Here is a 14,863-nt window from a genome sequence, read left to right on the forward strand (position 1 = left end):
AATGTCATGAACCCATCTTGGTACAGCAACTGGTTTGACCGTGTGGCGCGCGGCGCGGCGGCCTGGGGCGTGTCCCTGGCCTTGGCCGGGGCGGTGTTGCCCGCGCAGGCCGCCGACGTGCAGCCTTTGCGCGAGTCCTACCTGGATGCGATCTTCTCGCAGCCAGGCTTCGGCAGCCAGACCATCGACATCCGCTTCAACCCCACGCAAACGATCTATGGCGAAGACTGGCTGGTGATCGATGTGGACAAGGCGTTTCCGGATGACAGCCCGGGCTCGATCTGGGGCCTGACCCAGGCCGGCGGCTTGTGGAACACGCTGACCATCCCCTTGTTTTATGTGGATGCCTATGTGGACCAGGGCTTGCCGGCCACGTCCACCCTGGGCCTGGCCTGGGTGGGACGCAACGGCGTGACGATCCGGGCCGACTTCCAGGCCGATCTGCTGCTGGGTGGTCGTGTGGGCCCTGCCGAGCAAGAGGCCCATGCCTGGCGGGCCGCCACCGTGGTGGCCCACGAACTGGGACACAACCTGGGCTTGTCGCACCTGTCCTCGTTCGAGACCAACCTGATGGACGCGGTCATTGGTCTGGAGCCCAGCAGCCTGCTGACACCACAGCAGATCGCCACGGTGCTGAGCAGCCCGTACGTGCAGACCGACACCAGCGGGCAGCGTTTCATCTCCATCACCCCGTTTGCCTTGCTGGCGGCGCCGGTGCCCGAGCCCGGCACCTGGGCGCTCATGGGCGCGGGCCTGCTGGTGATGGGCGTGGTGTGGCGCCGTCGATCACCATGAGCAAGCCCTCGGATCACATGGACCCGCCCGTCCTTTCGGACTCGCTGGCCGAGCTGAGCCGCCAACTGGTGGCCTTTGCCGCCGAGCGTGACTGGGGGCGTTTTCATTCGCCCAAAAACCTGGCCTCGGCCCTGGTGGTGGAGGCCGGCGAGCTGCTGGAGCCCTTCCAGTGGATGAGCGAGGACGAGAGCCGCCGGCTCAGCGATGAACAACGCGAGGCGGTGGCCCTGGAAATGGCCGATGTGCTCTTGTACCTGGTGCAGCTGTCGAACGCCGCGGGCGTGGACCTGCTGGACGCCGCCCAACGCAAGATGCGCATCAACGCGCAGCGCTACCCGGTGGACAAGGCGCGCGGGCGCAGTGACAAGCACGATCGGCTCTGAGCGCCCGGCGTGACGCCGCGCTGTCGCCGGTGCGGCCCGCCTCAGGGCCCCGCCGCCCGGGGGATCGGGCTACAGTGAGGTCATGCGCTGGTTGAACAAACTGCCCGGATTCACCCGCTCGGCCTCGGGCCTGGAGTGGGCTGTGTGGCGCCGCCTGCCCCTGATCACCGTGGTGGGCTCGGTGTTGCCGCTGGGGGTGGGGGCGCTGTGTGCCCTGTGGTGGCCCGAGGCACCCTGGCGGCCCGATGGCAGCTGGGAGCCCGGGTTCTTGCGCCTGGGCTTTGCGCTCATGGGTGTGGTGGTGCTGCACTGGACGCTGGTGCTGACCGTGGCCATCGGCTGCGCCATCGTCATGCTGATGAAGGGCCCGGCCTATGTGGCCGACCCCTACGAGCTGCCCGACAGCGATCGGCCCGCCGCCCGGCGCTGAATCACAAGGCCCCGAACACCTTCTTGAGGATGGCGCTGCCGGTGCCCACCGGGTCTTGCCGGATCTTGCGTTCCTCGTCGCCAATGATGGTGTACAGGCCGTCCAGCGTCTTGCCCGTGACGTAGCCCTCGATCTTGGTGTCTTCGGCCTTGATCAGGCCAAAGCGCGCGGCCCGGTCGGCCACCTTGTTGTACTTGCGGGCCAGATCCACCTTCTCGGTGGCTTTCGTCACGATGGGCAAAAAGCGCGTGCCCAGGGGCTCGCGTGTCTTGCTGGCGAAGAAGTCGGTGACGGAGTGCTCGCCCCCGCTGAGGATGTTCTTGGCGTCGTTCACGCTCATGGTCTTGACCGCATTGACCAGCAGGTCGCGGCCCATGGGCACGGCCTGCTCGGCCGCCCGGTTCATGCCGGTGACCAGCTCATCCACCCGCTGGCCCTGACCCAGGCGGCGCAGCATCTGGCCGGCGTCTTCCAGGTAGCCCGGCAAGGGGATGCGCACCTTGGCGTTGTCCAGAAACCCGCCCTCTTTGCCCAGCAGGGCCACGGCGGCCTGGGCGCCCTGCTCGAGCGCGGCCTTCAGGCCGGCGGTGGCATCGCGGTTGCTGAGGTCGGACAGCGACAGGGCCCAGGCCCGGCGGTGAGCGGCCAGCACCAGCAGGCCCAGGCTGAGGTGGCGGGTGACGGTGCGGCGTTGCATGGTGCGGGCTCCTGAGGGTGTGGTGGACACCTGCAGTCTGCCACGGGGCGCCGCCTCAGCGCACGAGGGTGATGTCCACTCGCCGGGCTTCGTCGGGGCGGTCGCCGCCCAGCAGCTCCACCGGCTTGGCCAGCTGGATGCGCTCGGCGGGCACGCCCTGGCTGATCAGCGCGGCGCGCACGGCGATGGCGCGTTGCTTGGACACTTCGGCGTTGACCTGGGCCGATCCGCTGGCATCGTGGTAGCCCGACAGCACCAGGCTGCCGCCGGCGGATTGCACGGTGGCGGCCACGTCGGTGATGGCCACGAGTGCGCTGTCGTTGAGTGTGGCCAGGCCCACGTCGAAGTACACCGGGGTGACGCCTTGCACGTCGCCGTTGAAGGCCTCCGAGGGCGGGGCCGGCTCGAAGGTGGTCGCTTCCTGGGCCGCCTGGTTCTGGCGTGCCAGGTGCTCATGGCCCTGGCCGATGCCCTGGCCCACCACGGCCACGGCAGCGATGCCGGCGGCCAGGCCGCTGATCCACAGGCCGATGCGCGTGTGGCGGTCTTGGTTGTCGCTCATGGGTAGGTCTCCTGGGGTGCGTGGCCCCAGAGCTTAGCAGCGCCTCAGCCCACGGCCGCCCCCAAGGCCAGGGGGCTCGGCAGGCGGAGCTGCACGGTCAAAGCACCAGCGCGCTCACGTGGCGCCGGCGGGCCGCCGGGTACGCGTTGGGCGAGCGCAGCACCGGCACAGGCAGTTGCCAGTGGTCGGCCAGTTGCTGCAGCACGCGGCGCTCTTCGTCGGCCACGTGCGCATCGGCGTCGATGGCCGCCCCGCACAGCTGCAACACGATGAGGCGCAGCCCCGGGTCGGTCACGTCGGCCATGGATGCCAGCAGGGCCTGTTGGGCATCCTGGCGCTGGCTCACCTGGCGCAGCACCTCTTCAAAGCCACCCGGTGGCAGGCCCAGGCGCCCGTCCACGTCCAGTTGCCGAAGCCGGTTCAGTTCGGACGGACTGACCTGGCCGTCGGCCAGCAGGCTCAGGGCCAGGATGCGGGCGGCGGCTTCGGGGCTGTTGCAGGCGGGGTTGCGCATGGGGTGAATGTCACCGTGGGGAGTTGAAACGGTGCCCAGGTTACGCGGCCCAGATCTGAAAGAAAATCAGAAATTGGGGCGACCATGTTTCGGTTTTCACGCAGTGTCGTGCGGCGCCGGGGGCGCCACGTTATGCTGCCGGTTGCCAACCGAAGGATCTGCACCATGTTCAAAGCCATCCTCATCCGCAAGGACGACCAGGGTTACCGCGCTGCGCTGGAGTCGCTCGACGACGACGCCTTGCCGGTGATCGAGACAGGCGGTGTGACCGTGCGCGTGTCGCACTCCACCTTGAACTACAAGGATGGCCTGGCCATCACGGGCCGCTCGCCCGTGGTGCGGCAGTTCCCGATGGTGCCGGGCATCGACCTGGCGGGCACGGTGGAGGCCAGCGAGCACCCCGACTGGGCGCCAGGCGACGCCGTGGTGCTCAATGGCTGGGGCGTGGGCGAAACCCATTGGGGTGGCCTGGCCCAGCGGGCGCGCCTGAAAGGCGACTGGCTGGTGCCGCTGCCCGAGGCCTTCACGCCGGCGCAGGCCATGGCCATTGGCACGGCGGGTTACACCGCCATGCTGTGCGTGATGGCGCTGGAACGCCAGGGCGTGCGCCCCGAGCAGGGCGAGGTGCTGGTGACGGGCGCCGCCGGTGGCGTGGGCAGCGTGGCCGTGGCCTTGCTGAACCGCCTGGGCTACACCGTGGCGGCCGTCACGGGCCGCCCGCAAGAGGCCGATTACCTGCGCGAGCTGGGCGCCACCACGGTGCTGGACCGCGCAGAGTTCGCCTCGCCAGGCAAGCCCCTGGCCAAAGAGCGCTGGGCGGGGGCGGTGGACGCCGTGGGCAGCCACACCCTGGCCAATGTGTGCGCCCAGATGCGTTACCGGGGCACGGTGACGGCCTGTGGCCTGGCCGGAGGCATGGATTTTCCGGCCACCGTGGCCCCGTTCATTTTGCGTGGCGTGACGCTGGTGGGCATCGACTCGGTGATGTGTCCCCGCGCCGACCGCCTGGTGGCCTGGACCCGCCTGGCCCGTGACCTGGACCCGGCCCTGCTGGCACGCATCACGCGCGAGATCGGTCTGACCGAGGCGCTGGACGTGGCGCCCGCCCTGCTGGCCGGCCAGGTGCGCGGGCGGGTGGTGGTGGATGTCCACCGCTGAGGCGCGATCAGATCGCCCGGCGGGGGGCCGTGTGCCCAGCCCGTGCCGGCGCCTGTGCACGCTCAACGAGCAGGATGTGTGCGTGGGCTGTGGCCGCACGCTGACCGACATCACCGGCTGGACGGCGATGAGCGACGAGGAGCAGCGCGCGTGCGTGGCGCGCGCGCGTGCCCGGGTGCAGCAACTCAGACCACGCTGGGCGCCTGATGCGGGAGGTGATGGTGCCTGAGCGCGGCCCCATGCTCATCCCGCCGCGCAACGCGGCGCTGGAGGCGGCCCTCGATCAGGCTGCCGCGCTGATCATGCAGGCCGATGCCCTGGTGGTGGCCGCCGGTGCCGGCATGGGCGTGGACAGCGGCCTGCCGGATTTTCGGGGGCGTGAGGGCTTTTGGCAGGCGTATCCCGCCCTGGGGCGGGCCGGGCTGGACTTCTACACCGTGGCCAGCCCCGACACCTTCGTGCACGACCCGGCCCTGGCATGGGGCTTTTACGGCCATCGGCTGGCGCTGTACCGGCGCACGCCGCCGCACGCGGGCTTTGGCATCCTGCAGCGCTGGGGCGCCCAGATGCTGCAGGGACTGCAGGTGTTCACCAGCAATGTGGATGGGCATTTTCAGCGCGCGGGCATGCCCCCTGATCACGTGCACGAGGTGCACGGCAGCATCCACCACCTGCAGTGCCTGGCGCCCTGCCATGAAGACATCTGGCCCGCCGATGGCTTTCATCCGGTGGTCGATGAGGCGGCCTGTCGCCTGCGCAACGATGCCCCCCGGTGCCCGCGCTGCGGGGGCTTGGCGCGGCCCAACATCCTCATGTTCGGGGACGAGGGCTGGCTGGACGTCCGCGAGCAGGCGCAATCCAGTCGCTTGAGGCGCTGGCTGGCGCAGGTGCACCGACCGGTGGTGGTGGAGCTGGGGGCCGGACAGGCGGTGGCCACGGTGCGCCACTTCAGCCACTCGGTGCTGCAGCAGCTCAATGGGCGGCTGGTGCGGATCAATCCGCGGGATCACGCGGTGCCCACCAGACAGGATGCGAGCGTGCCCTTGGGGGCACTGGCGGCGCTGCAGGCGCTGGACGCGCGGCTGCAGCAGGCGGGATGGTTGCCGCCCGACGATCAGGCTCAGGCCTGACGGCGAGCGCGGCGGCCCAGCAGGCTGGCTTGCCACAGGCTGCTGGCGGCCAGCAAGGCGCCCGCACCGAACAGCACCGAGCCTTGGGCCAGCAGGCCCAGACCGGCCAGCAGGCCCAGACCCAGGCCGAGGGTGGCGGCCACGCGGCTGGCGTGCCGGGTGCGGCTGGCGGCAGGACGGGGTGAGACAGGGCGATCAGCGAACACGGCCATGGGGGCCTCCTGAGTGTCAATGGCGCTTCGATTCAATCGTGATGAAACGCACACCAACGGTTGTAAGCCCTGGCCGCGCCTGGCACAAGCTGGAGATGACCCGAAATCGCTAGGGGTTTTCGCGCGATCAGGGCACCGCTTGGACGGATCGCGTCAAAACCCGTGCGGATGGCGCCAGGTGACGCCGATTTGTCGCGCGCCTCAGGTGGCGTGGCCTGGGGGCTCACAGCGCCAGTCGCGCGGTGTAGCCCGTCATTTCCAGGTAGCCACGTCCGGCCAGGTGGCCGTCGGCATCCCGCAGTTCGCTCAAGCCCTCCCAGTAGACGTTGCCGGTGCTGCCCCGGCTGTCCAGCTCTTGCGCATCCAGGCTGGCGCGCAGGGTGTGGCGCTGGGTGCGTCGGTCCGACCCCGTGCCTTCTGGCCATTCCAGCGTCCATGCCACCGGGTAGCGGGCGCCGGTGGCGGGGCTCGTCCAGCGTCGGCCCGGGGTCAGGCGCAGTTCGTCGGGGCCGAAGATGCGGTCGGGCTGACCGGGGCGGCGCAGGCTGCCGCCGTGCCACAAGGCGCTGCCATCGGGCCGCCGCAGCCGGAAGGCGGTCAATGCGCCGCCGTCCAGCAGGTTGATGCCCATCCAGTCCCAGCCCTCGGCCTCGGGGTGCAGCAGGGCCTCGCTCCACTCGTGGTCCAGCCATGCGGTGCCTGCCACGGCCAGTGTCTGATCGCCCTGCTGGATGCGGCCGCTCACGGCCAGGTGCGGCAGGCTGTAGTAACGGCTGGCGTGTTCGGTGCCGGGGGCTTTCTGAGAGAAACCCGCCTGGCCCTGCAGCAGCAGGGGCTGGGTTTGCGCCAGACGCAGGTCCAGCCCGAAGCCTTGGGCGCGCAGGCGGCCTTCGTACACGCTGCGCCCGGACGGGCCCTGGCGTTGCAGCTGCCAGGTTCGGGTGTGTGGGTCAGCAGATGGCGCGGCGCTCAGCGGCCCGATGTGCACGCGGGTGTCGCCTTCGGCGGCCTCGGCCAGGCCGAAGCCCGCGCGGGCGATGCGCTCGTCGTGCAGCAGGCGGGCGCGCCCGGGGTCGCGCAAATCGGTGAGCGCCGCATGGGCGAACACCAGTTGGCGTGCGGCGAAGGCACTGCGGCTGCCGTGGGCGGCGTCCACCCGCGAGCGGAAGAAGGTGATCTGGAAACCGTGCGTGGGCGCCTCGGCCAGGGTGTAGGGCGCCGGCGTGGCGCGGGTCCCGGGCGAGGCCCGCAAGGCGCCGGTGACGTACCACCACTCGGTGCGGTAGGCCGGGTGGGCGCCGTGGTCGCGCGGGAAGACCAGCGGGTCGTCGGGGCGCAGGGGTGGGGGCGGCGCCGGCGCCACCTGGGCCCTGGCCTGGGCGCCCGGCACGAGCAGCCCGAGCCCGGCGCCCAGGCCCTGCAGGCCCAGCCACTGCAAACCACGTCGGCGTGCGGGGTTCATCACCAGTCCTCCTTCACGGCGCGCACCACGTCCGGCCCGGTGGCCTGGCGGCCTGACAGCCAGGCCGTCAGGGTGCCAGCGGCCACCACGGCCAGGGCCAGGGCCAGCAGTCGGCCGGCGGGCACCATCATCTCCATCGTCCAGTGGAAGCTCTGCGGGTTGACCACGTGCACGAGCACCACACTCACGGCCAGGCCCAGCACCACGCCCCAGGCGGCGCCCACGGCGCTCAGCGCCAGGCCCTCGCCAGCCACGATGCCCAGCACCTGCCGCCGTGTGAAGCCCAGGTGGCTGAGCAGTCCGAACTCTTTGCGGCGGGCCAGCACCTGGGCCGAGAAGCTGGCCGCTGTGCCGAACAGGCCGATGCCGATGGCCACGGCCTGCAGCCAGTAGGTGACGGCAAAGCTGCGGTCGAAGATCTTCAGCGTGATCTCGCGGATGGTGCGCGGCTCGGCGAACTCCACCGCGTTGCCATCCAGCCCGGCTTGGCTGAGGCGATGTCGCAAGGCGGCCTGGACGTCGCCGGTGCGGGCCTCAGGCTGCAACCACAGGGCCAGGTCGTTGAGCTGGCGGTCGCCCGTCAGGCGCTGGTAGTCGCGCTCGTCCATCACGATGGCGCCCTGCTGGCGGGCGTAGTCGCGCCACACCGAGCGCACCCGCGCCGCCACCGGGGGCTGCCCGGGCACCAGGGGCAGGGCCAGCACCTGACCGGGCCGCGCCCCGTACAGGGCCACCATGGCCTCACTGACGTGAATGCCCACTTCGTTGTTGATCCTGGATTCGTCGGCCTCTTTGGGGGGTGTCCATGGTGCGCTGACCAGGGGCAGGGCCTTGAGGTCGGCGTCCAGCGGGCGGCTGATGAGGGCCACCGGGGGCTGGCGCGGGTCGAGTTGAAGCTCGCTGACGCGCACGCCCTGCAGTCGGGCCACGCCGGGCACCTGACTCAGCGTGGCCAGGCCTTCAGGCGGCAGGCTGGCGCCACCGGCCAGGCGGGCGTACAGATCAGCGGGCAGCACCACGTCCAGCCAGGTGCTGACCGAATCTCGAAAGCTGGCCACCATCACGGTCAGGGCCACGGCCAGGCTGAGGCTGGCCACCACCCCGGCCATGGCGATAGTGGCGGTGTGGCGCAGGCGGCGCGCGCGTTCCAGCGCCAGCAGGGCCGGGGCGCTGCGCGGGGCGGGCCAACGGCCCAGCGCCGCCTGCACGGCGGCGGGCACACAGGCGATGCCGCCCATCAGCAGCGCCGCCACCGACAGATACGCCCACAGCGGCACGCCGGCCACCGGGGGCAACAGGGCCAGGCCACCGGCCAGCACCAGCAGGCCCGGGCCCACCCAGGCGCGGCGGCCTGCGCCCAGGCCTGCGTCGGCTTGCAGGCCTTTGAGGGCCTGGGCCGGGGCCATGTGCTGCGCCTGGCGGGCGGGCAACCAGCCGCCGGCCATGGCCGCGGCCACGCCCAGCGCACCGTAGACCCCAGCGGCCCACCACGACCACTGCAGGCTGGGCGCCACCCCGGTGAAGTAGCCGCCCCCCAGGTCGCCACCCAGCAAGCGCAGGGCGGCGGCGGCCAGCCCTGTGCCCAGCGCCAGGCCCAGGGCCGAACCCACCACCCCGACCACGGCCGATTCGGCCAGCACCAGGGCCAGGCGTTCGCGGGCGCTCAGGCCCAGCACGCCCAGCAGGGCGAACTGCTGCAGGCGCTTGGCCACCGACAGCGACAGGATGGAAAACACCAGAAAGCCCCCGGTGAACAAGGCCACCAGGGCCAGCACCGTCAGGTTGACGCGGTAGGCGCGCGACATGTTGGACACACGCTGCGCGTCGTCTTGGGCCGACTGCAGGCGCACGCCCTGGGGCAATAGCCCTTCGCGCGACAGTGACTGCGCCAGATCAGCCAGGCTGCGGCCCTCCACCACCTGCAGGTCGATGCGGTGCAGGCGCCCGACCAGGCCCAGGCGGTCTTGGGCGCCGGCGATGTCCATCACCCCGGTGGGCTCGCCGCCCACGGTCAGGCGGCCGGCCACCAGCAAGCGGACACGCTGACCACCCGCCTGCACCGTGATGCGCTGGCCGGGTTGCACGCCCAGGGCTTGCAGCGCGGCCGCGTTCAGCGACACGGTGTCGGTGGCGAACAGGCTGAGCCGGTCCACGCCGGGGGCGTTCGTGTCCAGCCGGGGGATGAGTTCAGGGGCCAGGGGTGCGGCCACCAGGGTGTCCAGGCCGATCAGGCGCAGCGGGAGGCCGGCTGACGCGGTGCCGGTGCCGGTGCTGGCGCGCACGGTGGTCTCGATCACCGGGCTGGCGCGGGCCACCAGGGGATGGGCGGCCAGTGCCGCGTACAGCGATTCGGCCACGGTGCCATGGGCGGCTTGCACACGGGCGTCGGCCTGGCCGTTGACGGCGCGCACGGCGGCCCCAAAGGCGCTCAGGGCCGAGGCGTTGATGAGGTGCACCGAAAACGCCAGGGCCACGCCCAGCAACACGGCCAGCACGGCCGTGGCGTGCCGGGGCGCGTGGTGGCGCCATTCGGCCAGCGAGAACTGGCGCAACAGCGACCACAACACAGACCACAGCGACGGCAGCGTCACGCAGGCTCCAGCCCGTGGCGGGTCAGGCGCAGCACGCGGTCGGCATGGGCGGCGGCCGCCTGCGAGTGCGTCACCATCACGCAGGCGGTGCGGTGCTCACGCGTTTGCTGGCGCAGCAGGGTCATCACCCGCTCGGCCGTGTCGGGGTCGAGGTTGCCGGTGGGCTCGTCGGCCAGCAGCAGGGCCGGGCGGTGGATGAGGGCGCGGGCCAGGGCCACGCGCTGCAGTTGCCCGCCCGACAGTTGCTGTGGCAGCCGGGCGCCCAGGCCGTCCAGGCCCACCGCGCCCAGCGCCTGCGCCACGCGGGTGTCGTCGGCCTGGCCCAGCAGCATCAAAGGCAGGGCCACGTTCTGGGCCACGTCCAGGTGGGGCAGCACATGAAAGGCCTGGAACACAAAGCCCAGGTGTTGGCGTCTGAAGTGCGCCAGGGCCTGCTCGTTGAGCTGGGCCAGGTCGGTGTCGCCCAGGCACACGGTGCCGCCGTCCACCGTGTCCAGCCCGGCCAGGGCGTTGAGCAGGGTGGACTTGCCCACGCCCGACTCGCCCACGATGGCCACGAACTCACCAGGCGGCACCGTCAGGTTCACGCCTTCGAAGACCACGGCGGTGCCGTAGCGTTTGCACAGATCGCGCACTTGCAGCATGCCGACAGCATAGGCGCTTGTGCAGGCCTCGCGCGCACGCGGGCTCGGCTCAGGGCCGCTGCCGCCGCGATGACCTCACCAGAACACCACCAGCATCCACGCCGTCAGCGCCACGACCACGGCGGCCTGCAGGCGGTAATCCAGTGCGGCGCCTCGCCATCCGGCCCGTGGCGGGTGGATGGCGAGGTCGCCGGGCTGCCAGCGTGCCAGGGCTTCGGGATTGGCGTACCCGGGCAGCGGCAGGGCCTGTCCTTGAGGGTCACGCAGGCTCAAGACCACCATCAGCAGCGCGCACAGGGCCGTGACCAGCCCCACCGTCAGCGTGAAGTGCCAGGGCCATGCACCCCACTGGCCGGCCACGAAGAAGGCCACCCCCAGCGCATGGCCGCCCAGCAAGGTCCGGCGCGCGGCGCGCGCGGTGGCCCGCTGCCAGAACAGCCCGGCCAGGAACACCACCACCACCGGCGGCACCACCACCGAAAAGGCCTGCTGCAGGTAGGCAAACAGCCCTTCGAACTGGCTGATCTGGGGCGCCCAGAGGGCCGCCACCGTCATCAGCCCCAGGGTGGTCAGCCGACCCCAGCGCGCCTCCTGGGTGGGGCTCAGGGCAGGCCGCCCCCGCTGGGCGCGTGCCGGCTCGACAAAGTCCTTGATGATCAAGGTGGTGGCCGAGTTCAGGGTGGAGTCGATCGTGGACATGATGGCCGCGAACAGGCCGGCGATCACCAGCCCCTTGAAGCCGATGGGCAGCAACTCGTGCACCAGCTTCGGGAAGACCTGGTCGGGCTGCGCCAGCCCCGGGTACAGCACCAGGGCCAGGGCCCCGGGCAAGACCATGGTCAGCAAGGGCAGCAATTTGAGGGCCCCGGCCAGCAAGGCGCCCCAGCGGGCATCGTCCAGGCTGCGTGCGCCCAGCAGGCGCTGGGTGATGTACTGGTTGGTGGCCCAGTACCAGAACCCCAGGATGGGCACGCCCACCAGGGTGCCCAGGCCTGGCAGGCTGGCGTCGTCCAGCGGGCGGATGAGGCTGAGGTGGTCGGCCGGCACGGCCGCCATGGCCGCCGACCAGTCGAAGTCGAACCGTTCGAACACGAACCAGGTGATGGCCGCCGAGCCGGCCAGCAGCACGACCGCCTGCACGGCGTCGGTGTAGACCACGGCGCGCAGGCCACCGGCGGCCGTGTACAGGCCGGCGAACACGGCCATGCCCACACACCACCAGCTCAGCGGCACACCGGGAAAGAAAAAGGACATCACCAGCGCCCCGGCGAACAGGCCGCCGGCGGTGTCGACCACGATGCTCATGAAGATGGTCAGGCCGGAGAAGTAGCGCTGGCACCAGCCGTCGTAGCGCAGGCCCAGGTAGCCTGGCACGGTGCTGATGCGCTGGCGCAAGAACACCGGGATGACGAACAGGGCCATGAACACCAGCACCAGGCCGGCCATCCACTCGTAATTGGCCACGGCGATGCCGCTGGCGTAGGCCGCGCCAGCCAGCCCGATGAGGGTGGTCGAGGAGATGTTGGAGGCGAACAGCGACAGACCGATCACGCCCCAGCCCAGGGAGCGCCCGGCCAGGAAGAGGTCGTCGCCCGTGCGGGTGCGGCGCATCACCACCAGGGCGATGACCGTCACCAGCAGCAGGTAGGCAATCAGGATGCCCAGGTCCAGTGGGTGCATGAGACGGGGGCAGCGCCCCGTCCCTGCCCCGGCTGGAGCATGGCCATCAGGTCGCCGTTATTTGCATTTGTGCAAATATAACAGCGGATCAGGCCTGGCGACGACGGGCCACGCCGGCGGCCACGCCCAGGCCGGCCAGCACCATGGCGATGGCGCTGGGTTCGGGCACGGCGGTGGTGATGGTCATCGAGAAGCTCTGACCGGCTTGCAGGCCGTTGAGGTTGAGCGTCCAGTCGGTGGCACCGGGGGTGTCGCCGAACACATTGCCCAGCTCCACATGCACGCCTTCGCCCACGCCTGCCACGCTGACCAGGGCTTCGCTGCCATTGAGCAGGCCCACGGTGGCGCTGTTGAAGGCGGGGATGGCCGTGCCCAGCATGTCGAAGGTCACGCCGTTGCCCAGGCTGATGTTCAGGCTCTGAACGTTGTAGCCCAGGAAGTTGCTGACCAGGGCCGCGAAGGGCAGCGAGCCACCGTCATTGGCGCCCACGACAAAGTTCAGCGTGACCGGCTGCAGGGTTTGCAGGCCCAGGTCGAACGACAGCAGGCCGTCGGTCGAGAAGTCGTCCACGAGGTTGCCCGCCACGGTTTGGGCGGCGCCGCCTTGCAGCGACACGGCGTGGGCGGCAGGCACCAGGGCCAGGGCGGCCGCAGCCGCGATGAGGGAAGAGATGAACTTCATGATGAATCCTTGTTGCGTCAGAAAATGGGGGCTCACTGGTTGCCACGGGCCCAGGGGCCGGTGATGGCGAAGGTGATGCCGGGGCTTTGCATGTTCACGAACAGCACACGGCCGGACGGGTCCCAGCAGGCGCCACAGAACTCGCTGCCCTGGTAGTCGCCGGCGTCGATGTGCTTGCCGGCGGCCGCGATCTGCTCGGCCGTCAGGTTGGTGGTGTTCTTGGCGAAGTAATAGGCGTCGCCGTCGGCCGTCAGGCCGAACATGCGCGAGCCGGGGCCGTAGACGTCGGGGCTGTTGCCACCGTCTTCGCACAGCATCACGCCACCACGGGGGCTGACGGTGATGTTGTCGGGGTTGTTGCCCACCAGCTGACCGCTGGAGACGTAGATGGCCTTCATCTTCATGGTGGCCAGGTCCAGCTCCCACACGGCGCCGTCACCGCGGCCGGGGCGGCCGCTGCCGTCCACGCCCACGCTGGTGTCGGCGATGTACATCTTGCCTTCGTGGTACCAGATGCCTTCGCCACGGCTCATCTGCAGGCAGCCCTGGTTCCAGGCCTGACCGAAGGTGCCCGAGCAGCCGTTGCCGGCCGAGGCGCCCGGCGGCACCGAGTTCAGCGCGCCAGCGGTGGTGATGTCGGCATCGGGCTGGGCAATGTCCACCCACTCCAGCTGCACTTCATCGCCCAGCGAGGCCACGATCAGGCTGGCGTTGGGTTGACCCACCACGCGGGCGGCCTGCAGTTGGCCGCCCAGGGCCAGCGAGCCCACGCCACCGTTGGGGAAGCGGGGCACGTAGCGGTACAGGGTCGAGACGTTGCGGGCGTCTTCGGTTTCATAGGCGATGCCGGTGGCGGGGTCGATGGCCACGGCTTCGTGGGCAAAGCGGCCCATGCCCACGATGGGCTGGCCGGTGGTTTGCTGCGGGTCGGCCGTCACTTCAAAGATGTAGCCGTGCTTCTTGCCCGTGCTGGACATGGCGTTGCTGTTGGTCTCTTCGCAGCTCAGCCAGGTGCCCCAGGGCGTCAGGCCGCCGGCGCAGTTCACGACGGTGCCGGCCAGCGAGGGCATGGTGCTGATCCAGTTGCCGTTGCGGAACACCAGGTTGGTAGTGCCGCCCAGGGCCACGCTGCCATTGATGCTGCCGTCGTCGTAGGTGCCCGGGGCCTGGATGCGGTCGGCGAAGGCGCCCAGACCGCGCTCGTGGTTGCGCACCAGCACCATCTCGGTGCTACGGCCCACGCGGCGCGTCTGGATCACGGCCATGCCGTCGTGGCGGTCGGGCGTGGGCTGGCCATTGGCCATCAGGTCGCCCGTCCAGCCGTAGGATTTGTAGCTGAAGCCGGCGGGCAGCATCAGCAGGGGCAGGCCGGTGCTCAGGTCATTGACCGGGGCCAGGGGGCCGTAAGGGCCTTCCACCAGGTTCGAGAACTGCGTGGCGGCGTGCGCCTGGCGCATTTGCAGGCCTTGCAGGGTGGTGAAGAGGCTGGCGGCCATCAAAGCGCCAGAGCCTTGCAGCAGCTTGCGGCGCTGCGTGTCGTGATTCTGTGAGGACATGTGAGGTACTCCGATTCAGGTTGGGGTTGGGCGCCACCTCGCAGAGGCTGGGCAGTCGCAGACCTTACGGAGTCACCATGACATGCTGAAGATGGGGAAATGAGCCGAACGCACTGCATGCGCAGCGCAAAAAAAGCGGGCCCGTCGTTCGCACGAGGGCCCGTTCCAAGCACGGTCCAGCCGTGCGCGAGGAGATAGACAAGCAAGAAACAGGGGGTGGCTGCGCGGCGTGCCGCGCAACGGGGGTCAATGCAGTTGCAGGGCGCCAGCGGCCTTGCCCTTGCCGGCGCGGGCGGGCGGGTTGCACAGGCCGCAGGTGAAGTGGCGGGCGATCTCGTGCGGGTGGGTCACGAAGTGGCCACCGCAC

At 70.4% G+C, this 14,863-nt stretch carries 17 protein-coding genes; 6 read left to right on the forward strand and 11 right to left on the reverse strand.

From position 1 onward, the window contains the following. Window positions 1-6: 6 nt before the first annotated feature. From WNB94_RS16820 to WNB94_RS16830, 3 genes are all read left to right on the forward strand, one after another. Window positions 7-795, forward strand: coding sequence for a PEP-CTERM sorting domain-containing protein (locus WNB94_RS16820; RefSeq protein WP_341391530.1), 789 nt, complete (start codon window positions 7-9; stop codon window positions 793-795). Then, the gene (locus WNB94_RS16825; protein ID WP_341391531.1) at window positions 792-1,178 is read left to right on the forward strand and encodes a nucleotide pyrophosphohydrolase; all 387 of its coding nucleotides are present in this window, start codon (window positions 792-794) and stop codon (window positions 1,176-1,178) included. The genes WNB94_RS16820 and WNB94_RS16825 overlap by 4 nt, the downstream gene beginning before the upstream one ends. A gap of 82 nt (window positions 1,179-1,260) precedes the next feature. Continuing rightward, entirely contained in the window at window positions 1,261-1,608 is a 348-nt protein-coding gene (locus WNB94_RS16830; RefSeq protein WP_341391532.1) for a hypothetical protein, read from the forward strand. A 1-nt stretch (window position 1,609) separates the two neighbouring features. Here WNB94_RS16830 and WNB94_RS16835 read toward each other — a convergent pair whose 3' ends face one another. From WNB94_RS16835 to WNB94_RS16845, 3 genes are all read right to left on the reverse strand, one after another. Continuing rightward, window positions 1,610-2,305, reverse strand: coding sequence for a DUF4197 domain-containing protein (locus WNB94_RS16835; RefSeq protein ID WP_341391533.1), 696 nt, complete (start codon window positions 2,303-2,305; stop codon window positions 1,610-1,612). 55 nt (window positions 2,306-2,360) lie between these two features. Further along, window positions 2,361-2,867, reverse strand: a complete 507-nt coding sequence (locus WNB94_RS16840) for an OmpA family protein (RefSeq protein ID WP_341391534.1) — start codon at window positions 2,865-2,867, stop codon at window positions 2,361-2,363. Between the two features lie 97 nt (window positions 2,868-2,964). Continuing rightward, on the reverse strand, window positions 2,965-3,381 hold the full coding sequence (locus WNB94_RS16845; RefSeq protein ID WP_341391535.1) for a tellurite resistance TerB family protein: 417 nt from the start codon (window positions 3,379-3,381) through the stop codon (window positions 2,965-2,967). 165 nt (window positions 3,382-3,546) lie between these two features. Here WNB94_RS16845 and acuI point away from each other — a divergent pair, with 165 nt between their 5' ends. From acuI to WNB94_RS16860, 3 genes are read left to right on the forward strand one after another with little or no spacing between them, the layout of a single operon-like run. Then, the gene (acuI, locus tag WNB94_RS16850; protein WP_341391536.1) at window positions 3,547-4,539 is read left to right on the forward strand and encodes an acrylyl-CoA reductase (NADPH); all 993 of its coding nucleotides are present in this window, start codon (window positions 3,547-3,549) and stop codon (window positions 4,537-4,539) included. Beyond that, window positions 4,526-4,768, forward strand: a complete 243-nt coding sequence (locus WNB94_RS16855; protein WP_341391537.1) for a DUF1289 domain-containing protein — start codon at window positions 4,526-4,528, stop codon at window positions 4,766-4,768. The genes acuI and WNB94_RS16855 overlap by 14 nt, the downstream gene beginning before the upstream one ends. 10 nt (window positions 4,769-4,778) lie before the next feature. Next, complete coding sequence (locus WNB94_RS16860; protein WP_341391538.1) at window positions 4,779-5,669, forward strand: SIR2 family NAD-dependent protein deacylase; 891 nt, start codon at window positions 4,779-4,781, stop codon at window positions 5,667-5,669. Here the strand turns inward: WNB94_RS16860 and WNB94_RS16865 are convergent. The 8 genes from WNB94_RS16865 to WNB94_RS16900 all read right to left on the reverse strand — a co-directional run. Further along, a complete protein-coding gene (locus WNB94_RS16865; protein ID WP_341391539.1) occupies window positions 5,660-5,881 on the reverse strand; it encodes a hypothetical protein in 222 nt (73 codons plus the stop codon). The two genes, WNB94_RS16860 and WNB94_RS16865, sit on opposite strands and share 10 nt — an antisense overlap. Before the next feature lie 223 nt (window positions 5,882-6,104). After that, the gene (locus WNB94_RS16870; protein ID WP_341391540.1) at window positions 6,105-7,343 is read right to left on the reverse strand and encodes a lipocalin-like domain-containing protein; all 1,239 of its coding nucleotides are present in this window, start codon (window positions 7,341-7,343) and stop codon (window positions 6,105-6,107) included. Next, on the reverse strand, window positions 7,343-9,934 hold the full coding sequence (locus WNB94_RS16875; RefSeq protein WP_341391541.1) for an FtsX-like permease family protein: 2,592 nt from the start codon (window positions 9,932-9,934) through the stop codon (window positions 7,343-7,345). Before WNB94_RS16875 ends, WNB94_RS16870 begins: the two co-directional genes overlap by 1 nt. Further along, window positions 9,931-10,578: an ABC transporter ATP-binding protein gene (locus WNB94_RS16880; protein ID WP_341391542.1), complete on the reverse strand. Its 648-nt coding sequence runs from the start codon at window positions 10,576-10,578 to the stop codon at window positions 9,931-9,933. The genes WNB94_RS16875 and WNB94_RS16880 overlap by 4 nt, the downstream gene beginning before the upstream one ends. 75 nt (window positions 10,579-10,653) lie before the next feature. Next, window positions 10,654-12,258, reverse strand: coding sequence for a sodium:solute symporter family transporter (locus WNB94_RS16885; protein ID WP_341391543.1), 1,605 nt, complete (start codon window positions 12,256-12,258; stop codon window positions 10,654-10,656). Window positions 12,259-12,346: 88 nt separating this feature from the next. After that, window positions 12,347-12,940 (reverse strand): PEP-CTERM sorting domain-containing protein, encoded by a 594-nt coding sequence (locus WNB94_RS16890; RefSeq protein WP_341391544.1) that lies wholly within the window; start codon window positions 12,938-12,940, stop codon window positions 12,347-12,349. Window positions 12,941-12,972: 32 nt separating this feature from the next. Continuing rightward, window positions 12,973-14,496 carry a PhoX family protein gene (locus WNB94_RS16895; protein ID WP_341391545.1) on the reverse strand — a complete coding sequence of 508 codons (1,524 nt, stop codon included), beginning with the start codon at window positions 14,494-14,496 and terminating at the stop codon, window positions 12,973-12,975. A gap of 246 nt (window positions 14,497-14,742) precedes the next feature. Then, window positions 14,743-14,863 (reverse strand): FlhC family transcriptional regulator (locus tag WNB94_RS16900; RefSeq protein ID WP_341390580.1); only part of this gene is annotated, 121 nt, incomplete at its 5' end.

Origin of the sequence: Aquabacterium sp. A3, assembly GCF_038069945.1 — a bacterium.
Classification (GTDB): Bacteria; Pseudomonadota; Gammaproteobacteria; order Burkholderiales; family Burkholderiaceae_C; genus Aquabacterium.